General features: G+C 67.1%; 24 protein-coding genes and 1 pseudogene. 6 read left to right on the forward strand and 19 right to left on the reverse strand.

All coding sequences use genetic code 11. The features are described 5' to 3' along the window. Positions 1–371 precede the first annotated feature (371 nt). The 12 genes from ACZ56L_RS13300 to ACZ56L_RS13355 all read right to left on the reverse strand — a co-directional run bounded on the left by ACZ56L_RS13300 (position 372) and on the right by ACZ56L_RS13355 (position 9,262). Positions 372–683, reverse strand: a complete 312-nt coding sequence (locus tag ACZ56L_RS13300) for a hypothetical protein (RefSeq protein ID WP_471063907.1) — start codon at positions 681–683, stop codon at positions 372–374. 58 nt (positions 684–741) lie between these two features. Beyond that, on the reverse strand, positions 742–1,305 hold the full coding sequence (locus ACZ56L_RS13305; protein ID WP_471063909.1) for a phage tail tube protein: 564 nt from the start codon (positions 1,303–1,305) through the stop codon (positions 742–744). Positions 1,306–1,337: 32 nt separating this feature from the next. Further along, positions 1,338–1,460 carry a hypothetical protein gene (locus ACZ56L_RS13310; RefSeq protein ID WP_471063911.1) on the reverse strand — a complete coding sequence of 41 codons (123 nt, stop codon included), beginning with the start codon at positions 1,458–1,460 and terminating at the stop codon, positions 1,338–1,340. Between the two features lie 302 nt (positions 1,461–1,762). Continuing rightward, positions 1,763–2,014: a hypothetical protein gene (locus tag ACZ56L_RS13315; RefSeq protein WP_471063913.1), complete on the reverse strand. Its 252-nt coding sequence runs from the start codon at positions 2,012–2,014 to the stop codon at positions 1,763–1,765. Then, complete coding sequence (locus ACZ56L_RS13320) at positions 2,011–2,355, reverse strand: hypothetical protein (RefSeq protein ID WP_468685845.1); 345 nt, start codon at positions 2,353–2,355, stop codon at positions 2,011–2,013. Before ACZ56L_RS13320 ends, ACZ56L_RS13315 begins: the two co-directional genes overlap by 4 nt. Beyond that, positions 2,352–2,885, reverse strand: coding sequence for a hypothetical protein (locus tag ACZ56L_RS13325; protein WP_471063915.1), 534 nt, complete (start codon positions 2,883–2,885; stop codon positions 2,352–2,354). Before ACZ56L_RS13325 ends, ACZ56L_RS13320 begins: the two co-directional genes overlap by 4 nt. A gap of 190 nt (positions 2,886–3,075) precedes the next feature. Further along, on the reverse strand, positions 3,076–4,032 hold the full coding sequence (locus tag ACZ56L_RS13330) for a major capsid protein (RefSeq protein ID WP_471063917.1): 957 nt from the start codon (positions 4,030–4,032) through the stop codon (positions 3,076–3,078). A 96-nt stretch (positions 4,033–4,128) separates the two neighbouring features. Then, positions 4,129–4,686 (reverse strand): hypothetical protein, encoded by a 558-nt coding sequence (locus ACZ56L_RS13335; protein ID WP_471063919.1) that lies wholly within the window; start codon positions 4,684–4,686, stop codon positions 4,129–4,131. An 11-nt stretch (positions 4,687–4,697) separates the two neighbouring features. After that, positions 4,698–5,678, reverse strand: coding sequence for a VG15 protein (locus tag ACZ56L_RS13340; protein ID WP_471063921.1), 981 nt, complete (start codon positions 5,676–5,678; stop codon positions 4,698–4,700). Continuing rightward, complete coding sequence (locus tag ACZ56L_RS13345; protein WP_471063923.1) at positions 5,675–7,090, reverse strand: phage portal protein; 1,416 nt, start codon at positions 7,088–7,090, stop codon at positions 5,675–5,677. Before ACZ56L_RS13345 ends, ACZ56L_RS13340 begins: the two co-directional genes overlap by 4 nt. Before the next feature lie 11 nt (positions 7,091–7,101). Beyond that, positions 7,102–8,799 carry a terminase large subunit gene (locus tag ACZ56L_RS13350; RefSeq protein WP_471063925.1) on the reverse strand — a complete coding sequence of 566 codons (1,698 nt, stop codon included), beginning with the start codon at positions 8,797–8,799 and terminating at the stop codon, positions 7,102–7,104. Further along, a complete protein-coding gene (locus tag ACZ56L_RS13355; protein ID WP_471063926.1) occupies positions 8,780–9,262 on the reverse strand; it encodes a P27 family phage terminase small subunit in 483 nt (160 codons plus the stop codon). Before ACZ56L_RS13355 ends, ACZ56L_RS13350 begins: the two co-directional genes overlap by 20 nt. 851 nt (positions 9,263–10,113) lie before the next feature. On the opposite strand from ACZ56L_RS13355, the gene ACZ56L_RS13360 reads away from it, so the two are divergent. Then, the gene (locus ACZ56L_RS13360) at positions 10,114–10,266 is read left to right on the forward strand and encodes a hypothetical protein (protein WP_471063928.1); all 153 of its coding nucleotides are present in this window, start codon (positions 10,114–10,116) and stop codon (positions 10,264–10,266) included. Between the two features lie 347 nt (positions 10,267–10,613). On the opposite strand, the gene ACZ56L_RS13365 is transcribed toward ACZ56L_RS13360, so the two are convergent. After that, entirely contained in the window at positions 10,614–10,802 is a 189-nt protein-coding gene (locus ACZ56L_RS13365) for a hypothetical protein (protein ID WP_471063930.1), read from the reverse strand. Between the two features lie 112 nt (positions 10,803–10,914). On the opposite strand from ACZ56L_RS13365, the gene ACZ56L_RS13370 reads away from it, so the two are divergent. Further along, on the forward strand, positions 10,915–11,409 hold the full coding sequence (locus ACZ56L_RS13370; RefSeq protein ID WP_468685865.1) for a hypothetical protein: 495 nt from the start codon (positions 10,915–10,917) through the stop codon (positions 11,407–11,409). Between the two features lie 15 nt (positions 11,410–11,424). Here ACZ56L_RS13370 and ACZ56L_RS13375 read toward each other — a convergent pair whose 3' ends face one another. Both ACZ56L_RS13375 and ACZ56L_RS13380 read right to left on the reverse strand, forming a co-directional pair. Continuing rightward, on the reverse strand, positions 11,425–11,814 hold the full coding sequence (locus ACZ56L_RS13375; protein ID WP_471063932.1) for an HNH endonuclease: 390 nt from the start codon (positions 11,812–11,814) through the stop codon (positions 11,425–11,427). A 759-nt stretch (positions 11,815–12,573) separates the two neighbouring features. Continuing rightward, positions 12,574–14,316, reverse strand: coding sequence for a recombinase family protein (locus ACZ56L_RS13380; protein ID WP_471063934.1), 1,743 nt, complete (start codon positions 14,314–14,316; stop codon positions 12,574–12,576). Positions 14,317–14,413: 97 nt separating this feature from the next. On the opposite strand from ACZ56L_RS13380, the pseudogene ACZ56L_RS13385 reads away from it, so the two are divergent. Then, positions 14,414–14,575, forward strand: a pseudogene (locus tag ACZ56L_RS13385) (antibiotic biosynthesis monooxygenase); the annotation flags it as partial. A 46-nt stretch (positions 14,576–14,621) separates the two neighbouring features. Here ACZ56L_RS13385 and ACZ56L_RS13390 read toward each other — a convergent pair. Beyond that, the gene (locus ACZ56L_RS13390) at positions 14,622–15,257 is read right to left on the reverse strand and encodes a hypothetical protein (protein ID WP_345223319.1); all 636 of its coding nucleotides are present in this window, start codon (positions 15,255–15,257) and stop codon (positions 14,622–14,624) included. A gap of 1 nt (position 15,258) precedes the next feature. Beyond that, on the reverse strand, positions 15,259–15,912 hold the full coding sequence (locus tag ACZ56L_RS13395) for a hypothetical protein (RefSeq protein WP_401757288.1): 654 nt from the start codon (positions 15,910–15,912) through the stop codon (positions 15,259–15,261). Between the two features lie 114 nt (positions 15,913–16,026). Here ACZ56L_RS13395 and ACZ56L_RS13400 point away from each other — a divergent pair, with 114 nt between their 5' ends. Continuing rightward, positions 16,027–16,515 carry a GNAT family N-acetyltransferase gene (locus tag ACZ56L_RS13400; RefSeq protein ID WP_471063936.1) on the forward strand — a complete coding sequence of 163 codons (489 nt, stop codon included), beginning with the start codon at positions 16,027–16,029 and terminating at the stop codon, positions 16,513–16,515. A gap of 27 nt (positions 16,516–16,542) precedes the next feature. Here ACZ56L_RS13400 and ACZ56L_RS13405 read toward each other — a convergent pair whose 3' ends face one another. Then, positions 16,543–18,687 (reverse strand): MDR family MFS transporter, encoded by a 2,145-nt coding sequence (locus tag ACZ56L_RS13405; RefSeq protein WP_471063938.1) that lies wholly within the window; start codon positions 18,685–18,687, stop codon positions 16,543–16,545. 249 nt (positions 18,688–18,936) lie between these two features. Between ACZ56L_RS13405 and ACZ56L_RS13410 the strand changes: the two genes are divergently transcribed. Further along, positions 18,937–19,920 (forward strand): peptidoglycan-binding domain-containing protein, encoded by a 984-nt coding sequence (locus tag ACZ56L_RS13410; protein ID WP_471063940.1) that lies wholly within the window; start codon positions 18,937–18,939, stop codon positions 19,918–19,920. 206 nt (positions 19,921–20,126) lie between these two features. Continuing rightward, positions 20,127–20,789 (forward strand): HAD-IA family hydrolase, encoded by a 663-nt coding sequence (locus tag ACZ56L_RS13415; protein ID WP_468685881.1) that lies wholly within the window; start codon positions 20,127–20,129, stop codon positions 20,787–20,789. 75 nt (positions 20,790–20,864) lie between these two features. On the opposite strand, the gene ACZ56L_RS13420 is transcribed toward ACZ56L_RS13415, so the two are convergent. Next, positions 20,865–21,446: a TMEM165/GDT1 family protein gene (locus tag ACZ56L_RS13420; protein ID WP_345223306.1), complete on the reverse strand. Its 582-nt coding sequence runs from the start codon at positions 21,444–21,446 to the stop codon at positions 20,865–20,867. Positions 21,447–21,569: the final 123 nt, after the last annotated feature.

Raw genomic sequence — 21,569 nt, forward strand, 5'->3', positions numbered from 1 at the left:
TGTCGGCTGAAGTCCTGCGAGGTATCCGGCAACTTCCTGCTGGTCGCGCTCGGTTCCGCCAATGCGGCCAGCACCCACACCGGGGCGGGGAATCGGAGAGGGGCGGCGACTCGGGGACTTGGCCCCTGCGTTCCCGCGCTGCCAATTCCCCTCCGCGAGCCGATCGTGAATTCCCGCGAGTAGCTGCGTCTCCAGCGTCCATATCGCGTCGTCCCCGCCCATCGAGCGAGCTAGTGCCGAGTCGGCAGGCAGCGAGACGAGCAAAGCCCGCACCCGCCGCCATGTGAGCCCCGTACCGGGTCTGAAGACGTCCCGGATGTCTGTCTGGTAGTAGCGCTGAAAGTCTGCCTCTATGGGCTCTCCGAACTCGCTCAGGAGTTGGAAGAGCCCGACGATTCCCCCACCGGGGCACCCTCGTGCGCCTGCCACCGCCGGAAAAGCTCACCGAGTGCACCGAGCGGAAGCGGCAGCGCGTCGAATGCCTGCCACTGTTCGGCGAGACCTTCCTTGAGCAGGGTCTCAATGTCGCCCGTGCTCGGCGCGGAGAGATTCACCGAACGGAGGATCTTCTTATCCAGCGACGCAGCGGCAGGCAGGGTGAAGACGTAGTCCGCAAGCTCGAATTGGAAGGGCTCGCGCCGGGCTTCCTTCACCCAGACGTTGAGGTCAAAGACGTTGTCCATGCATATTCCAAACGATCTAGCAGAAACGGTTCTGCAAAAGGGCAAAAAAAAGGGGGGGTTAGGCGGCGGGGGTGGTCGACCATGCGGGGTCATCGCTGTACTTGATGGCAACCACACCGTCCGGCCCCGGGTAGGCCGTAATGGTCAGCTCGTACGCAATGGCCTCGTCGCCCTTGTACGTGATATCGCCGGTTTCGGTGACCTCGCAGTCCGGAATCGCGATGCGGATATGGCTGTTGCCGTCAATGACGTCGAATCCAAAAACGCGCTTGTCCGGGCCCGGGGCCTTGATGGCAAGCACGCTCTTGCCGGACGTCGTCACGACCTTTGAGCCCTTGTGGTACAGCTCCAGCACGGTTTTGCTGGTCTCAATGGCCGTGAACGAGAATGTCATCTCGGACGAGCTGATGACCTTGCGGACGGTCTGCCCGCCCTGCCACCCCTTCACCTCGCTGGTGTCAGCCGAGTTCGATTCGGTAATGCCGTCATCGGAGATCCAGCCGATATCTACGAATGCGGCATCCCATGGGGTGGTGGCGTCAACGGGCAGCTTTGACTTTGGATTTGCGACGTACGCAGCGCCGGTAATGGCGACGCGCACCGCATTGGCGTTCAGAGACATGGGTGTCCCCTCGGAGTAAAGGAAAAGCGATTTCAGTTGCCGGGCTTCGGGGTGTCGAGCACCCGCCCGCGCATGTGGATTTCGACCGCGAACGCGTACCGCGCAGCACCGGTCTTCTCGTCGGGCAGCCACATCGGGCCACCCACTTCGGTCACGCGGTAGACAGTGACTCCGCCGCGAACTCCCGGCATCCGGGCAAGCACCGCGCGCACCAGCTCGGCCAAGTCGGACGCGTCGCCCTCGGTGACAGCCCACGCGTGGACGTCGAGCCGTGGCCGGTCTGAGACGACCGTTTGCCGTGTGCCCCCGACCCTCCGGACCCGTACGAACCGGGCCGGCCGTGGCGAGGGCACACGGGACACCACCGGTACCCGCTCGCCGACTGCCGGAAGGGCTTCCCGGAGATAGGTGGTCACCACTGCTACGGCGTCCGGCATGACGACCAGGGGCAGTCGGCTCAATCGGCACCGTCCATGCCCCGCAACAGCGCATCCCGGGTGCCCTCGCGGTCGCCGTGCTTCTTGTAATTCCCGATCACCGCAGCACGCCACCGGCGCGACCCTAGAGCGGAGTCGGTCCGGAACTCGCCCCCCGTGGCCGACTCCGCAGCGGACGCGATGCGCTCGGCCACCCGCCGCACTTCCGCCCCCACCTCGGGCGTTTTCATAAGGGAGTTGATGCCTTGCATGTTCGGGCGGAACCGCTTCACCCGGTCACCTCCTTTAGGTGTGCTTCGGTGTGGTGGTGCCGGTGCCCGAGCGTCCAGCGGGATACGTCCCCGTCGACGTCCAGGACCCGCCCGAGGGCAATCACGCGGTCCCCGGGGCCTAGGTCGACGTCGACGCCCCGGCGGGTGACCAGTCGCCACCCGGAGACGACGACGGGCCGGTCCCCGGTGTCCTCGGTCGACGCGTCGGGCTGGACGCTCACTCGGCGGACGGTGGTCCTGGTCGCGCTCGTCCAATCCCGCTCGGCCGTCGTGTTGCCGTACCGGTCGACCACGTACGGGGCCCGGAGAATCACGACCGTCTGTGTGTAGTGCAGCGTCACCGGAGCCCCACCACCGCAACGCGCTTGCGGTACCGGCCGAGTAGGTCCCGGTCCGCGGGGGCGAGGGATGCGCCGATGGTCTCGGCCGCGTAGGTCACGGACACCGACCCCACGGACTCTTGCCGTAGGTCACCGGGGTTCGAAAGCACGCGACCGGCGAGGGTGAGCACCACGGCGAGCACGTCACCGGGAACGGCTGCATACCCGTGCGTGTAGGTGACGGTCGCCGGCTGGTCGGTTGGAAGCCGTAGCCGGTCCCGGACAAGCTGCCACCGCTCGGCGTCAACGAGCTGCCCGCCCTGGTGGACGGTCTGCACCGAGACCACGGGACGTTGCGGCAGCACCGCCCACCGTTCATGCGGGTACAGCAGTGCCGAGCTGGTGCCCCTGGTGAAGTTCTGCCGTGCTTCCGCCCGCACGATGGCGGACGCCGCATCGAGCACCAGCGGAGCCGAGTTCGGCAGCTCGTCCGGCGTCGACTGCATCCACGCGGCAAGCTCGTCCACGGTGGCCAGTGGGGGCAGCACCATGCCTGCCCCCTCTATTCGATTTCCTGTGCGCCGCACTCAAGACACCGCCGTACGGTGCGCGTGACCCCGGACGAGTCGAGAACCGGAAAGCTCTCAACCCGTGCCGGGAATTCGCACGCATCCGTGTGCGGCACCTTCGGGGCGGACGCTGCGGCACGCTTACGCGGCGGCAATTCCGTACCCCTTTCGGCTACTTGGCGAGGACGCCATTAAGGCGTGCGGCAGCCTTACCGCCGAACACAGCGAGACCGCAATAGAACTCAATGCGAGTGCGGTAAGCGGGCTTGCTTTCGAGCTGCCCAAGGTCGTCCACCATCACCCCACCATTGGTGAGCCCGGTAACCGCCCGGTCGTCCTCGGACTGGCCAAAGCGCACGGCGTAGACACTGGACGCGTCCGTTGCTGTTCCGGCGGTCTCGGTCTGCGGGATGATGTCCGCGCCGGCTGCATTCTGGCCCGGGTCAAGCAGCGGAATCCCGTTGTACGTGGGGACCCACTTGCCCGTAAGCGACTCGTTCACCATCTCGTATCCACCGAGCCGACGAGCCGCACTCTTAATTTTGCTGATCACCTTGCGGTTCGCGTAGATCGCACCGTTGGCAGCCGTGAGCCCCGGAACCGTGGCAACAAGCTCGTCCAGCTTGTCAAAGAACGCGTGCGCGTCGTTCACTCCGTCGCCCACAATCGGGGCTCCGTTCGTGCCCGTGCTGATCACCTGTGCCCCCGTAAGCCGCTTCCGGAGACCGTCAAAGGACTTGGCATCCGTTGCCACGTCGCCGTTAAAGAAGGTGTCCGCGAACTTGTAAGAAGCCGCCTTGATCTTCATGCGCGTCTGAACTGCGCGCTGGTCATTCAGGTTGCCGCGCGTCTGGACAATGAACCGGTCAACGTCGGCATCACCACCGAGAATCGTAAGAGTCTCGCTCTTCTGGTTAACCGTGCCCGTGCTCTCGGTGTACGCCTCGTTCACGCCACGGAATGCCACTCCCGGAAGGGTGGACTCCTCGTTGTAGGCGTAAGCGTTTCCCTCGATGGGCAGCAGCGGGATACGGTCAAGAATGCTGGATTCCTGCACGAACGTTTCAACAACGCCCCGCTGGAGTTCCGTGGTCGAGAGCTTGGCAGCCTCGGGAAGGGACAGTGCCATGTGTCGATCTCCTCCTGATTTTGGGCATGAAAAAGGGGACTGCACCTTTGTGGTGCGTCCCCAAAATCGGGATGCAGGAACGTTCCTGCTAAAGGGCTAAGCGCTGTAAGCACGCTTCATGCGGTCAAGCGGGGTGGCAGGCTCGGGCTCGTCACTCTTACCGCGCTGCCCCGCCCCCACGTCGCCCCACGGAGCCGCACTGGTCGACTCGGCAGCCAAGTACGGCTTTGCCTTCAACAGCGCGTCCAGCGCGCCCGTGATCGCTGCGGGGTCGACGTCTCCGCCGGCTCCCACAAGCCCGGCAGTGTCCACCAGGGCGAGGGCGTCCGACGGGTCCCGGAGTCGACCAGCGGCAGCCGCACGGATCTCCGCGCGGACGAGCTGCCCCGTGAACTCGGAGCGAATCTCGTCCCGCAGCGCGTCCAGGTCGACACCCTTGACGGCAGCATTCGACCGGCGAAGCCGAGCGGCTTCCTTCTCGGCAGCCTCTCGGGCAGCTCGTTCCGCGGAAAGCTCGTCGCCCTTACCGTCCGGCGTCGACTCGTCCGCCGGGGGCTTGCCCTGGTCACCCTCGCGCTCGTCCTGGTGCTCGCCCTCGGGCGGGGTGCCCTGGTCGCCGGTCGGCTCATCCGGGCTCGGTGCGGTCTCAGACATGAGGTCCCCTCTCACACGATGTATCCGTGTTTCTTCAGCATGGCTATTTGATGCTCGCGGGAGTCGCCCGCAAGTCTGAAAATGGTCTCTGGCATCAACCGGGCTTCCGTGGCGCGCATGTACTTGCGGCCCGGGATTTTGGCGAACTCGGCTTGCATAGCCTTAGCCCCGATACCACGTTTGGTGGTGCCCTCGGTCGTGATGTTTATCGGGCCCCGACCAGTCGCAGCGGTAGCCATTCCACGGCGCGCATTGACGACCTGCCCCAAGTCGGCTCCAGCGTCAAGGGCTTTCGCCCCCGCTTCACCGAACCGCTTCCGCTTCTCCTCAGGGCTCATCTGCGCAACGAGCCTTTTGGGGCTGTCACTTGCCCGCCATTCAGCATCCGACATGGGTTCCATGCCGCAATCACAGCGAGGGTGCCGTTTAAAACCGGTGCTGTAGCTGTACTGCCGACCGGCCAAGATGATGCACCGGTCGCACGCGGGTAGTTTGACCACGCGGACGTAAGACACCCCGCGCGGATGGGCTGCCATGGCGACCGACGTTGCCGCACGCGCGGTATCGGCGATTTGAGTGCTCGTCATAGTGGCCATTTGCGTAAGCCCCCGCAGCGCCGCCACTTCCAGTGACTCCCCAACAGCCAATGCACGAGCCGTAGTTACTGCTGGAAGCTGTAGCAGACTGGCAAGGGGGCGTGCATCGGAAGCAAGCCCGACAAGCGCTTGGGGTGCGAGTCGCCCGAGTGGGGCAGCCGGCGCACCCTGTGCCATAAGACAGCCTGCAACGAATGTTTCGGCCCCCTGGGCCACGGTCATTTGCCCGACAGTCACGGCGGACAGAATCGCCCGCCCAGCTTCCCCCTGTAGCGCAGAGAGAATGCGATCCGGGGGAATATCTCTCCACATCGTTTGTATCGCAGTGATCACCGAGCGATTCACGGACCGGACCAGTGCGTGACGCTCGGACGCTAGCTCGGCACTACTACTCATGCCGCTTCCGGCAGCTCGTCCGGCTCGTCCTGGTCATCGTTCTTGGGGCCGAACAGCCCGGCAGGGTCGCCCCCGAGAATCGCGCTCGCCTGGTCGTCACGCATGGACTTCCATCGGGCAATCTCTTCCGGTGTCACACCCGGAATCCGCTCCCAAAGGGCTTCGTCCGGAACGTTGATCGCTTTCAACTTGGTGAGAGCATCCGCGTACTGTGCATCCGAACGGAACTGCGGATCACGCCAGATGACCTCACCCAAGCGGAGTGCTTCGGCACGCTTCGGTTCACCAGCGGCAAGCGCTTCAATCCGCATGATCTCGCGAAGAGAAGCACCCGTATACCGGTGGCGTTCGCGAACCTTGGCCACTAGTCCGGATTCATCGGCATCGAGCGTGTCCGCTGCGATATTGGAAAGCCGTCCAACCAGATAATGGCCCGGGGTGCGGGTCTGAGCGGCAATGTGCTCGACCATAACGCCGATCACATCCAGGAATCCCCCCAAATCAGCCCCGGAATACTCTGCTATTCGCGCCGTGTCCTTCTCAAGCCACAGCAGGCGATTACTCCGGAAGCTATCAAGCGGCTCGTCTTCCTCGCCCACCACTTCGCCGGATTCGGGGTCCACGATTTCCCGTACGGGTCGGTCCATACCGAGCACCGCACGAGCCGGAAGCGCCAGGCTATCGGCAGCCGTAAGGACATGCGCCCATAGCGTGTTGATCGCGTTCTGGAGGGGGATAACACTTTTGATCTCCGAAACCGGAGACTTAACCAGGCGGGTCCGATTGGGTATCTCGACCAGCGGAACGACGCCCACAGGGTTAGAAAAGTGGGCTAGCTCTGACTTACGGAGCCCTGCCGTGCGCTCCTTCCATGCTCCGCCCCGTACATCGCGCTGCCACCGGTACACATAGTCAGGAAGGAAGAGCGTCGCAAACTCTAGGTTGCTGTCCCGCCAGACTTTGAGACCCGCAGAGCGGACACGTCTGCGTCCCGGAACATACTCGACAACCGCTTGGCTCTCAGGCTCAAACGTAATCTCGGTGTTCTCGCCGTCCGGTTTCCAGACCAGCGCATAGCACCGTGCAGAAACCAGGCTTTCCAGCATGGAAAGGCCGATCTCTACATCGCATTCCGAGCTTTTCCAAGCCCGGCTAGCTGCCTTGTCAAGGCTGCCATCCTCCAGTCGAAAGCCGAGCGGCGACATGCGCTCCACCATGGCATTCGGAATGGTGGAGCACCAATTATCCGAGAACCCGTCAAAGAGCCCGCCGGTCTGCTCTCGAAACTCGGGAGACATAAAGCTAAGCGGGTGTTCGCCATCGTAATACTTGCCCCACAATCGAGACTTGATCTTTCGGGTTTCCAACTTCCGGCGAAGCCGAATAGTCAGCTCTAGCGGTGACTCGTTCACGTACCCCCTTCCTAAGCACTCGCAGCGCGAGGACGTCTAATCGGCCTTCGCACGTACCCATCAAGGGCCATGACCGCAGCGGCTATTCCGTCAATGCGGGACGATGACTTTCCCCGGTCGGGTTTGACCGGGCGCATGTTGTCGTTGCCGTCCCGGTACACCTCCACCACGCTTGCATTCCAGCGCAACACGGGATTACCGCCGTGCCGTATCTGTCCCTCACGCAAGAGCCGTTCAAGTTCCTTGCACCCGGGGGACATTCCCAAGTAGGTCTGCGCCACCGGCACCAAATCGACACCACGTGTCTTGGACGCAACCCGTTGGACGAGCTGCCCCGCAAACATGCGGTCATAGCTGATCCGCTGGACGTCCAGCCGGCGACAGTCGGCGATAATCTGTCGTTCAATCGCGTCGTAGTCGATTGCGTCGCCCTCGGTGAGGGTCAACAGACCTGCATCTACCCATTCCCGCAGCGGGACTTGTAGCTGTTGCTCCAGCTCGTCAACACGTTCCTCGGGCAGCCAAAAACGAGCGATTAGCTCCAGCTCGACACCGGGAACGCGGGATTCAACGGCGAGGACCCAAGCGGACAGGTCAGAGACCGCGGAAAGGTCGACCCCGCCCCACGCGCGCCGGAAGCGGAACGACTGGTCGTTGACGGCCCCCGCGTTCGCATCCCACAGCGAGAGCGGCAGCCACCGCGAAGCGGCACGCATTCGGCGATTGAGCGACAACCGGCAGAACGTCGGGAAGTAGCTAGGTGTACTGCGAGCCTTGTTGGCCTCACGACGCATATAAGCGAGCGAGGGCGACACACCGAGACCAGGATTCGCCTTACGCCACGTGGACTCGGCGAAAGGGTCGTCCCCTTCTTCGGCAGCCCAGATAACCCCGTAGTGCCCAGGATCATTGACTACACCCGTAGCGCACCGCTCGGTGTACGTGTGTTTCTCGTCGTAAATCGACGCTTCAACACCCTCGTCCGCAGTGGTGATGTAAATGATGAGCGGCTGATCCCGGGCACCTGTACCCGTCTCGATAGCGTCGATAAGGTCACGCCGCTTGTGAACATGAACCTCGTCGACGATTGCCCCGCTCACGTTCAAGCCGTGCGCGGTTTCAGCAATTTTGGACAGCGCACGAAAGACCCCGCCGGTGCGCGGCACCCGGATAAGGCCCCGCAGAACCTCCACGCGGCCCCGTACGGCCCTAGAAGTGAGCGCCATACGCTTAGCGTCATCAAAGACCCGTTCGGCCTGCGGCAGGCTTCCTGCGGCTGCATAGACTTCCGCGCCGATCTCTCGGTCTGCGAGCAACAAAACCAGACCGATACCGGACGAGAGCGTTGACTTACCGTTCTTCCGCGGAACCTCAATCCACGCCGACCGGATCACCCGCACCGCACGGCCTAGCTCGGCATCATGGGCAAGCCATCCAAAGATGGGGGCAATTACCCACACGACTTGCCAAGGGTCCAACTTGAGGCGGGAGTTACCCCACCGCCCCTTTGTGTGCTGGAAACTCTCAATCGCCCCGATGGCTCGGCGAGCGGCTGCCACGTCGAAGTACGCGCCCGGTGCGTTCGCCGCTTGAGCAGCCACCACCAGGGGGCGCGACTCCAGCGCTTCCGCTATCTCGTCCTCGGACAAACCGAGCTGCCGCAGCGCGTCCAGCGGAACGGGAAGAACGTCAGTCGAAAATGTCTCCATCGTCGTCCCCACCAAAATCGGGCGGGGTAATCCGGGTCGCCGATGCAGGGCTAAGCCCCAACTCACCAACCAGCGACCGGAAGTGACTCCGGTACTGGTGGGCAATCGTCACCCACGGACTCTTGACGTTCCCGCGTTCCGTCTCGACCACCAGACCGGTCCGAGATAGTTCCCGCTCTGCCTGCCATAGGCGAGCGACTGTCACGCAATACTCAATGGCCGTTTCCCGCTGCGCGTCCGACAAGCCGGCGGACACCACCAGGGCGGGAATCGTCCGTGCCCATACTTCGGCAGCCTTTCCCCGGACGTCCTCACTGGACGAGCCTGGCAGCCGCTCGCCCCAATCCGGCTCCACCGGGGAGAGAGCGGCAAAGCGTGCGCCCTCGCTATTCCGGTCGGGGCGGTACGTGCCCTCGCGGACTGCCTGAATATGGGGTTTGGGCTTCGCCCCGGGTACAGCCATTCAACGACACCTCCACTGAAACGGTCCATTCAGCCATGCAAGTTTTTTGCCTCCCTGCCGTGCTTCTAGGGCGGGAGAGGGGGGTCCCCGCCTGGTCACGGGGTCACTGCCGACGGGGCTGGACCCTCTCGGCAGCCCATCCGCCGGGCTGATGCTTCGCGGTCTCGCGGTTGTGGCACGCCGTGCACAGCGGACGCAGATGCTCGAACGCATCCGGATTGACCACGCGCCGCGCGAGCAACTGCCGTCGCGACTCGGGGAAGTGGTCGGCCACCGTCGCAGTGCGAGAGCAGAGCACGCACCACGGATGCGCGTACAGGTACCGCTTACGGATCAGCGGCCAACGCCGGCCGTACGCGCTCGTCCCCGGCGTCACCCGCTGCGCGTTCGCTTCCTTCTCATGAGCGGGGCAGCGTCCGCCCGTGGTCAGCTCGGGGCACCCCGGAACAGAGCACGGGGGGCGGGGTTTACGCGGCAGGGGGTACCTCCGATGGGGGGTGGGGGGCGATAGCTTCGATGCGTGATCAGCGCGACACCGGCAGGTGCCGACGCACCACTTTTGGGGCTGGAACAGGACGTTGTAGGGGGAAGACCTCGCCTATCGGGACTTCGGCCGTCGTGTGGCGGAGTGTCATTACCTCTTACGAAGTCACGCAACGGCGCGCGACATGAGCAGCAAGGGGCAGAAACTCAAATGGAACTAGGTCAATGCCAAACGTCTCGCCCAGGACAAAACGGCGAACTCATCCGCACTTTGTCCAACAGCGTTTGAAACACGTCTCCTTGGCATGACGCTCTAGCCTTGTACTCATAACCAGCGGCCCCCCGGAGCCCAGAAAGAGGACACCCTCATGAGTCGCAGATCAGACACCGTCGCCGCACCACCAGCGTTCGAACTCCGCTGCGGCGGGCTCCACTTGACCGTTCAGCGCATGCCCGTGTGGCTGGTCTCGCTCGTCACCGCAGCGGGCAGCATCGGGGCCGCATGGTGGGCGGGACAGTGAGCAGAGCAGGCAGGAACCGTAACGCTGCCACCGTCGACATGCGTTACAGCGCAGAGCGTGAGACATCGACTTCCACGACCCACTACCCCTTGCGGCATTTCATGAAGTGGCGCAAGGGGTACACAAGGCCACCTGTTGTACCTAGCAACGAGTAAGGCGGCTAGGTCTGTAACGCTGCCACCGTCGACATGCGTTACATCGCGGGGTGTGGGGAGTCGAACCCCGTTGCAGCCGGTTTCGTGACGGGTGACTAGCCCGCCCTACTCGCCGCCGCGTGCACCGTGCACCCCTACGCACCAGAAAGGCCGGTCAAAGCCAAGCCGATGCGGTTCTAGCGGGACCATGGGTCATCGGAACTGGATACCGCGCTCCTTCAACACCACGCCCCCAAGATCAGTAGCCGTGCTCGTCGTCCACACGGGCGAGGACGTCCCCGTACCCTTCCGCTGGCGCAGCACCACCGTCACCGTGTCTGCAAGCCTGGCAAGCTCGTCCGGGCCGTGCTCGTGAACCTCTTCGGTCTCGCTGTACGTCAACGCTTTCTCCAGGGGTCAGGTTGTGACGCGCACAACACGTCTTGTGGTCCTGCGGAACTGTCACGAACTCGTGGGTGGGGAAGCCTGGGAACACACAACGGAGGGGGCCACCATGGCTAAGCGCTACTCAGACTCAGACGTTGACGACCTGGTCAAGCAGTGGGTGAAACAAGCCCGGGTAGATGCCAAGCGCAACGGCGAACGCCCCGTGTACTACTCGGGGTTGTCGGACTCAAAGCGACGCAAGCTCTACCACGAGGCCCACTACTGGCACAGTCTCGCGGCCGGATACTTCCTTGAACGCTGCGTACCACCGCGCCCATCAAACGAGAACGTCCGAGCGATCCGGGACCACCTAGCGCACTGCTTCGAGCAAGTACACGCCACGGCCGACGAGCGCGGAGACCTACTACCCGAGGGCGTCCATGAACAACTAGCCACCGCCGAACAGCGGGTAGCTATGGCACTCGACATTGTGGAGAACGCCCCGGAAGCATGGTCACGGGAAGCGGATGCGGCATGGGCAGAGTTGATGAAATGGGCCCGTACGCTCGACCCCGCCCCCGACCCGTGGCGACAGGACCCATGGGAGCCGGAGGGATGGTGAGCCCACTTCCAACGGCTAGGAAGCACCGGAAGGGCTGCCCCCAAAGTCCGTAGCGGTCTTGAGCTGGTGGCACGGTCGGCAGAGCACCTGAACGTTGGATGCCACGTCCTCGCCACCGAGGGACAGCGGACGAACGTGGTCGACGTCGACGGCATCCGCCGGGAAGTCTTCCAAGCACCAGTCACACCACGCGTGCCCCCGTGCCTGTAGCCGTTTCCGCAGTGCCGCAGCACCCGCATGCCGCTGTGCCGATCGCTTGCGCTGCCGGCGACGAGAGCGAACCGCGGAACGCTGTCCGTACGCCTGGTGGTGCGTGTGGCAGCGTCCCCGGTGCGTTGCAAGCTCGGTGCAGTCGGAACAACGCGTCATGTCGGCCCCCAAGTAGTTCGCGGCGGGCATCTTCATGCCCTACGGCATGGGGCCCATGGGTACCGGCATGTTGCTCATCCGGTCGCCCGTTGTCGTGATGGTGCTCGTCCTCGCCGGCAACACCGGACCGGACACGGTGGGGACTGCCGTACCGTCTCCCCCTGCCCGCGAGACAGGCTCACAGGATGGGTCGGACAGTCGGGCAGTCCCCGCACCCTGAACGGCCCGTAGTGGACGCGTACAGGGCTGCAAGCGAGAGACAGGCACTCAGACCGCCGTGTGTCCCCGTTGGGGTGGGTGCGCGGTAACCGGTCTCTCTTGCCCCAGTAGTAGGGACCGAAGGTTTCCCGCGCCTTCCCGCATGGTGCGGCTGGCGAGTGGTTCGGTCTCTCTGGTGCCCCAGTAGTAGGGACCGAAGGTTTCCCGCGCTCCGTGGGAGGGTGTTTGCCTACGAACCGGAGCGGTGACGGGATGACGTTCAAGGTGCCGTGTTGGGTTTCTTTCTATTTTTTATACGTGATCTAAAAAATAGGTTCTAACCGTCACCCCGTCACCCTCCCTCGCTGTTCAGGACCGCCCGAGGGCGGGCATGGGGAAGCCCCGGCGGTCACGGGGACTACCGGGGCCGGGCGGCACGGTCGTACTGCATTCCAGGACGAACCTGTAAGGCACCGTGCCTCACCCGTGCACCCATGTCGGCACGGGGTCAGACAAGCCTATAGGCGGCTCGGGGGGCACCGGAGAGCCCCGGCAGCCCACACGGACCACACGGGGCTCTCAGAACGGCCGTGAGCGCTACGCGGCAATCAGTTCCCGGACCGGCTCGGCCACACGCACGCTCGCCCCGGGGGTCGGGAAGTCGCCGCGTGCTTCGGACTCCAGCGCCGTTGCTACACCGTCGACGGCTTCCGCTGCGGGGTCCAGCTCACCCGACATGGTGAAGTCCACGCGCCGTACATCGAGCTTGCGCCACCCGCCACGGACACCACGCCGGACGTCGAGCCGTACCCCTGCCTCGTTCAGCATCGCGCGCCGGCCCGCTGTGTCTGCGGCTGCCCACTCGTCGGCGAAGGTTCGGCCGGTCGGGGTCACGATGCGCTGCGGCTCGGTCTTCTCCCTCGCCTCCAGCTCGGCTATGCGGTTGTCGAGTGCGTCCGCCCGTTCCTGCCACGCCCGTGCCGCATGCTGCGACTTCTGCCGTCCCTGTTGCCGCTGGTGTTCCTCGAACTCTGCGAGGGTGGCGCGCAGCTCGGGGGCAGGGTCGTAGCCCGGTATCTCGACAACGTGCATCGTCTGGATCGAGCCGACGAGCCGCAGGAACTCGGCGGTGACGTAGTCGTCTACCCAATCCGCCCGGACGTTGGTCGGTGAATTACAGGTCTCCCCCCTGCTCTGTGCCGAGCACGCATAGAGGGGCGCTTGGCGCTGCTTCGTTCGTTCCCCAGCACGCAAGTACATGCGCCCCTCACACCCGTTGCAATGAATGACTCCCAGAAGAAGGGCCGCACTGTCTGTTCGGGCAGTGAACGTGACTCCATGGTTCCTGTTGTCCATGATGGTTGCGATGGCATCGAATTCCGTACGCTCAAGAACCGGGCTTTCAGAGATCAGAATTGGGTTACCCGAACTGTCACGAACAGGCTGACCCTTGTGCATCTTCCAGCCCAACAGGACAGGGTTACGAAGAATCTTTCCGATATTTGCACCAGTCCATTTGCCTCGTGCACGGGGCCGGCCGCGTGAATCCAGTACGCTGCCATCCCTGGTACGACCACTCTTGACTGCCCAGTGGTCAAGCGGACTGGGCACTTGCTCATCGTTGAGTTGTGCGGCAATTACTCGGAGCGCCACACCCTCTACCAGCGCGCGCATGATGCGTTCAATGATTCTTACGGCATCCGGGTCCGGGACAAGCGTCCAGCCGATCCCGCCGTGTTCCTCGGGCATAGGGGCGGGCATGTACCCGTAAGGCGGCTTTCCACCTCCGGGCCACCGCAGGGGCATCTTTCGGATGGCCGCTTGGGCACCAGTCACACGGTCGGCGATGCTTTGCGCTTCCACCTGAGCGGCAAAAGCGAGCATCATCATCATGAGTTCGCTCATGGGGTCCATCGGGTTGCGGAAGTCGAACACCAACCGCCCTCCGCCGATGCCCTCGGCGAAGACCAACATTTTGCGATGCTGCTTGGCCCACTTCGCAAGCTCGTGCATGTCGCTCATGGACCGGATAGCCCGGTCAAACCGCCACCACACCAGCGCGTCAAAATCGTCTGGACGCGCGAGCCACGCACCAAGCTGTTCCCGCTCGAACGGGCCGATCTTGGAAGCCGAGACATCAAGGTCGACGGCTTCGCGAAGCTGGTCGCCCTCGCCGAACTCGATGCCAAGGGATGCCGCCGCTATGTCGTCGGCTTCGCGCTGCCGCTCGGGGCTGGTCGTCTCGTCGGTGAGCACGGAAAGGCGCACGCACCGCACGCCCCGTAGGGTCTCGGTCGCGAACGCGGTCTCCGCAAGGGGATTCCGGGGTGTGTCTGTCATACCCCCTGTAGGGACCGAGGGGGTTCCGCTACCGTGCTTGACCTGCGTTGATGCCTTCACGTCGCCACTCCAGAACGCCTAATCGCGTTCGTTGGGCTGGCGGGACGAGGAGTCCTTCACGGCGTGGATGGAGGGGCCGATGAAGCAGGCGCACCAGGGCAGCGCGGAAGGCGGCGGGCGTCCCAGGCCCGCCGCCTCCGGTTCCACGGTGTGGTCGTTCGAGGTGGTCCAGCAGACCGGCCCGAAGGCCGACGGCTGAAGGGTCCTCCGGGGCGGAGCGGTGTCAGCTCCGCCCCGCCTCCGTGTCAGATCTGGAGCAGCCGCTCCGTCACCTCGCGGTACTTGCGCAGCGCGACCCGCAGGTCCTCGGTCTCCGCGCCGTGCTCCCGGGAGTCCCAGCCGCCGCGCAGCGAGCGGCGGTGTTCGGCGAGGGTCTCCGTGAGGTGGCGGACGGTCTCCTCCAGGACGTGGTCGGCCTCCTCGACGGCGCGCCTCGGCTCGTCCACGAACTGGTTGACCGCCTGCTGGAGACGCAGCCCCAGCTTGTCGCGCTCGCCGTGCGGCAGGAGCTGGGCGCCCGCGCCCGGCTGCCCCGTGCGGTGGCCGGTGTCCCGGCCGTCCGCGAGGCGACCGCCGTCCGGCCGGTGCCCGGCGTCCGCCGAGTGCGCGGGGTCCTGTGCCGACGACGACGTCAGGTGCTGCTCGCGGCCGTCGCCCGGCGGCGTGTGCAGCGGGCCGACGTCCGGGGACGCGCCCGCACCGGTCACGCCGAAGTCGCGCGCGGTGCGCTGCTGCCGCTCCGCCTGCACGGGGTCGTGCAGCGCGTCCGGCTCCGCCTCGGCGCCGCGCGCGGAGGGGGTCGAACGGCCGTGCGCGGAGGGGTCCTTGCCCCGGCCCTGCGGCGCGTCGACGGGCCTGTCGTTTCCGGCTTCGTACGTCATGTCAGACTCCACTCCCCTTGGCCTTGGTGGACCGGCCCAGCAGGCCCGGCTTGTGCGTACCGTGCTCGTCCTCGTGGTGCCCGTGCCGCCGTCCGCGGTCGCCGTGCGCCGTGACGGGGCCGCCGCTGTCGGTGACCAGCGCGTCGAACAGCTCGCGCGCCTCGACCAGCGCCTCCCGCATCTCCTCCGTGCCGCCCTCGCCGCGCGCCGCCCGGCCCACCCGGCGGAAGCCGTCGAGGTGCTTGGCGTGGTGCACGGACAGGGCGTCCATCTGCTCCTGCTCGCCCTGCGGGTAGCCGCGTTCCAGGGCGACCTTGGAGACCAGGCCGTGGGCCTCGGCGACCGCCTTCGGCGGGGAGTCGACGAACTGCTCCTGGACGCCGGCCCACAGGGCCACGTAGCTCTCGTGCCGTTCCCGGCTCAGCTCGCGCGGCCGGAAGTCGCCGTAGCGCTTGACGCGCTCGCCGAGCTCCCGCTCGGCGGCCTTGGTGTCGCCCTGGTGGCGGGCCAGTACGCGGTCGTACTCGGGGCCGAAGCGGCTCTTCAGGGACTTGCCGCCACCGACACGGCCCCGCCCGGGACCGAGGAAGACGACTGCCGCCGCGACGGCGATCACGACCACCACGATCAGCACAATGATCAGGACTGTGGACATGCTCTGCCTTTCCGATGCTTGTTGCTCTCGGGGCGCGCTGTGTCGGGCCTCTCGCCCACCGGGTAGCCCGTAATCCGCTGGCCAAACGGTCGCCGGGTCGAGTACAGAGATGCGATGACCTGGATCATCACCACCGAGCACCCCCGCACCCCGGACGCCACCACGCTGCGCCGCGACTACTACGACGAGGTCGCCGGCCGCTACTGGAACCGGCCGGTGACGCAGGCGGAGATCGACGAGGGTCTGACCGACGACGGCACGCGGCTGCTGGTCCCGCCGACGGGCACGTTCGTCGTCGGGCGGTACGGGGGGAAGCCGTCGGCGTGCGCGGGGATGGTCCTGCTGGAGCCCGAAGTGGGCGAGCTGACGCGGGTGTTCGTACGTCCCGAGGCGCGCGGCACGGGCGCGGGCGGGCTGCTGCTCGCGGCGGTCGAGCGGACGGCGCGCGCCTACGGCGTCCGCCGCCTCCAGCTCGACACCCGGGGCGACCTGGTGGAGGCGCGCGGCCTGTACGCCAAGCACGGCTACCGGGAGGTCGGGCCGCTCAACTCCAAGCCGTACGCGGAGCACTGGTTCGTGAAGGACCTGACAGACGCGGACTGACGCGGCCTGACGCGGCCTGACGTACCGTCAGGAAGTCTTGCGCAGTTGCGCGAGCCCGGTCGGCTGCTCCGCGTCCGAGCCGCACAGCTCGCCGCTCAACTGCTGGACGATCTCGCTGAGTTCGTCGCGGCGGCCGGGCTCCCACCAGTCGCCGAGCAGTTCCGCGAGGGACTCCTCGCGGGCCACCGACAGCCGGTCGGCCGCCTGCGCGCCCTTCTCGGTCAGGACGAGCGCCATGCCCTCGCGCCGGGCGAGGCCGCGCTCCTCGACCTGCCGCGCCCCCTCCCGTACGACCTCGGGGGGCACGGTGCCGCGTTCGGCCAGCATCGCCGGGTGGACCAGGCCGTTCCTGCGCATCCGCAGCAGCAGCCAGCTCGCCACCGGCAGGTGGTCGTACCCGGCACGCGCGGTGATGCGTTCGTACGCGGCCCGGCGGCCGTCCCGGGTGCCCAGCACGGACAGCGCCCGCGCCACCTCGTCCCGCGAGGTGCGCTCGACGGGGTTGGCGGCCAGCGTCTGCGAGGCCTCGGGCGCGGTGACGGAGCCGCGCAGCGGGTCCTCCTTGAGGAACCAGGCCAGCACGAAGGCGAGGAGCCCGACGGGGGCGGCGTACAGGAAGACGTCGGTGATGGCGGAGGAGTAGGCGTCCAGCGCCTCGGGCCGCAGGGCGGCGGGGAGCTGGGAGATGGCGCGCGGGTCGGACTCCAGCCGGGCGGCGTCGACGCCGGGCGGCAGCCGCTGTCCGGCGAGGGCGGCGGTCAGCTTGTCGTCCAGCCGGGCGGTGAAGACCGTGCCGAAGATCGCCACGCCGAAGGACGCGCCGATCGAGCGGAAGAAGGTGGCGCCCGAGGTGGCGACGCCCAGGTCCTCGTACGGCACCGCGTTCTGGACGATCAGGACGAGCACCTGCATGACGAGACCGAGCCCGGCGCCGAAGACGAAGAAGCACAGGCCCATCTGCCAGGTGCTGCTGGCCGGCGTGAGCTGGTGCAGCAGCACCAGGCCGACGGTGGTGACGGCCGTGCCCGCCACCGGGAACACCTTCCACCGGCCGGTGCGGCTGACGATCTGCCCGGAGCCGGTGGTGGAGATCAGCATGCCGAGCACCATCGGCAGCATGTACACGCCGGACATGGTCGGCGACACGCCCCGCACCACCTGGAGGAACGTGGGCAGGTAGGTCATCGCGCCGAACATCGCGAAGCCCACCACGAAGCTGATGACCGAGCTGAGCACGAAGGTCCGCACGGTGAACAGCCGCGGCGGAAGCACGGGTTCCGCCGCCCTGCGCTCGACCGCCACGAAGGCGACGAGCAGCACCGCGCCCAGCACCGCGAGCCCGATGATCTGGGCCGACCCCCACTCCCAGGTGGTGCCGCCGAGGGAGGCGATGAGCACCAGGCAGGTGGCGAGGGAGGCGATGAGGAAGGTGCCGAGGTAGTCGATGCGGTGCTTGGCGGTCCGTACCGGGATGTGCAGCGCGGCGGAGATGACGAGCAGCGCGACGACACCGACGGGGAGGTTGACGTAGAACACCCACCGCCAGCTCAGGTGCTCGGTGAAGACGCCGCCCAGCAGCGGCCCGAGGACGCTCGTCGTGCCGAAGACGGCTCCGAAGAGGCCCTGGTACTTGCCGCGTTCGCGCGGCGGCACGATGTCGCCGACGATCGCCATGGCCAGCACCATCAGTCCGCCGCCGCCGAGGCCCTGGAGGGCGCGGAAGGCGATCAGCTCCGGCATGTTCTGCGCGATCCCGCAGAGCGCGGAGCCGACCAGGAAGATCACGATGGCGGTCTGGAACAGCTTCTTGCGCCCGTACTGGTCGCCCAGCTTGCCCCAGAGCGGCGTCGCGGCCGTCGCCGCCAGCATGTACGCGGTCACCACCCACGACAGGTGGTCCATCCCGCCGAGTTCGCTGACGATCGTCGGCAGCGCGGTGGACACGATGGTCTGGTCGAGGGCGGCGAGCAGCATGCCGAGCAGCAGCGCGCCGATCGAGACGAGCACGGCCCGCCGGGACAGCTCCGCACCGGGCCCGGCGGGCACGCCGGTCCCGTCGGTCCCGTCGGTCCCGTCGGACGGGGTGGCTCCGCCCGACGGGGCGGCCCCGCTCGACAGGGGCTCGCGGGGTCGGCCGGGGGTCGCGCCGGGCTGCTGATTCTCCTGGGCCATGTCTCCATCCTGATTGTTCTGTACGGATATGGCCTGCCGGGAAGCGACCTGGCCGTTGGGCCCGGGCACGGAGGTCTGCATAATCGCTGGCAGCTCACGGGAGGGGACCCCATGGAAAACGGACAGCCATGTCCTGAATGCGGTACGGAACGAGCAGCACCGGACGAGAACAGACCCGGTCCGGGCGCTCCGCGGTGCGACTGCGCCCGCCGGGCGGCGGACGCCCGTCACGCGGAGCGCTCGGCCCGGATGGCGGACGTGGAGGACTTCGACCCCCTGCGCATTCGGCCGTACGTGAACCTGGCGGAGCCGTCCGGCCAGCACGCCCCGGACCCGGCGGGCCCCCCGCGGCCCGCCGCCGCGCAGCCCCGGACGCCCCCGTCCTTCGAGGAGACTCGCGCGCAGCCGCCCCTGGCGCCCCCGGGCTCCGCACAGCCGCCCCTCGTGCCCCCGGCCTCCGCGCAGCCGTCCCCCGCCCTCCAGGACACCTCCGCGCGGCCGTCCCTGGCGTCCCCGGGCTCCGCCGGGCCGTCCCGCACGTCCCCTCCCTTCGAGGAACCCCGTACGCAGCCGCCCCTCACGCCCGCCGAGCAGACCATGCCGCTGCGGCCGGTGCCGGCCGCGGAGCCGTCGGCCGGGAGCCGCCGCCGGGGCCTGGTCCTGGTCACCGCCGCCGCGACCCTCGCCGTCCTGGCCGGCACCGCCTTCGCCGTGGGCGCCTTCGACTCCGCCCCGGAGGAGACCCGCGCCTTCCCCGGCATCACCACCGCCCCCACCGCGGTGGCCGAGCCGACCCCCTCCCCCGCCGCGTCCCGGACGGCCGCCCCCTCCCCGACCGCGACCGCCGTCCGCCGGGCCCTCCCCACCCCCACCCGTGCCTCCCGCTCGGCCACGCCGCCCCCGAAGGCCACCACCGCCCCGCCGACCGCGCCGCCGTCGAAGCCCCCGACCACCGCGCCCGCCCGGCGGCCCACCGCGACCCCCGAGCCGCCCGGGGACCAGCTCCCGCCCGGCTCCCTCGCGCCGGGGTCGAGCGGCCCCGAGGTACGGGAACTCCAGGGCCGGCTGGACCAGATCGGGCTCTACGACGGCCCGCGCGACGGCCGCTACACGCAGAGCGTGACGGACTCCGTCGCCCGCTTCCAGGCCCACATGAACATCGACGACGAGCCGTCGGGCGTGTACGGCCCCAAGACCAGGGAGGCACTGGAGGACTGGACGTTCGGGCGCTGAGCGGCGGCCCGCACGTCCCGACGGGGCCGCCCGGGGGGTTCCGCGGGCACCCCGGGGTGACAGAACCCCCCGCGGTTTTGTACCGTGGAAGAACAAAGTGGTTCCGTCCATGAAACCCTGACCGGTGGACGGAACCACTTGTTCCGCTTTCCCGCACCCACCGGTGCGCATCCGCGCCCCCGCCCGAGCGCCCCTGGAGTCACCTCATGCCGCACACCACTGTCCTGCCCTTCAAGGCCCTCCTCCTGGACATGGACGGCACCCTCGTCAACTCCGACGCCGTGGTCGAGCGCTGCTGGCGGGAGTGGGCCCTGGAACACGGCCTGGACCCGGCCGAGGCGCTCAAGGTCGTGCACGGCCGTCAGGGCTACGCCACCATGGCGGTCCTCCTGCCGGAGCGCCCGATGGAGCAGAACCACGCGGACAACAAGGTCATGCTGGCCAAGGAGACCGCCGACACCGAGGGCGTCGTCCCGATCGGCGGCGCCCCCGCCTTCATGGCCGCCGTCGCGGACCTGCCGCACGCCCTGGTGACCTCCGCCGACGAGAAGCTGGCGCAGGCCCGGATGGGCGCCGCCGCGCTGCCGATGCCGGCGACCCGCGTCACCGCCGAGCTGGTCGGCGCGAGCAAGCCGGACCCCGAGGGCTTCCTCAAGGGCGCGGCCGAGCTGGGTTTCGACCCGGCCGACTGCATCGTCTTCGAGGACTCGGGCGCGGGCATCGAGGCGGGCAAGGCCGCCGGGATGCGCGTGCTGGGCGTCGGCCCGCGCGCGGCCGAGCACGCCCCGACGGCCGTCGTCGCCGATCTGACCCAGGTCCGCGTGGTGACCGGCGCGGACGGCTCCACGTCCCTGCACGTCACCGTCTGAGCCACCGCCGCCGTACGAGGAAGGGGGCGGTCCGCATCGCTGCGGGCCGCCCCCTTCGCCGTACGCCGCAGAAGCTCAGCCCGCGACCGCCTCGTACAGGCTGAAGGCCGCGAGCGCCAGCATCAGGCAGGCCGCGATCCGGGTGATCAGCCGCAGCGGCACCCGCTTCATCAGCGCCTGGCCGCCCACGATGCCCAGGCCCGCGACGGCCCACAGGGCGAGGACCGCGCCGATGCCGACGGAGACCGGGTCGTCGTAGCGGGCGGCGAGCGTGGCCGTCATGATCTGTGTGATGTCGCCGAACTCGGCGACCAGGATGAGCATGAAGCCCGCCCCGGAGACCTTCCAGAAGGACTGGTCCTCGGGCGGCTTGATCTCCTCGTCGTCGTCGCTCTTCTTCAGCAGGAGCACCAGGGCTCCCACCAGGAACAGCACGCCCACCACCGTGTTCACGATCCACTGCGGCAGGAGGGTGAGCACGCTGCCCGCCGCGATGGCGATGCAGACGTGGACGAGAAAGGCGGCGGCGACGCCCGCGAAGACGTAACTCGCCTTGTACCGGGTGCCGAGCATGAGCCCGGCGAGGGCCGTCTTGTCGGGGAGTTCCGCCAGGAACACGGTCCCGAAGGTGATGGCCATGACGGTGAAGCTGATCACGGGTGGGGCTTCCTCAATCGGTCGGGCTGCCCGTACCGAGAGACCTGCCTGATTCCGGGGTCGCTTCGGCACGGCAGCGTCGTCAACACACAACAAACACTGCGGCCGAAGGTCTCGCCGGCC

Source organism: Streptomyces sp. NPDC039736, assembly GCF_055596485.1.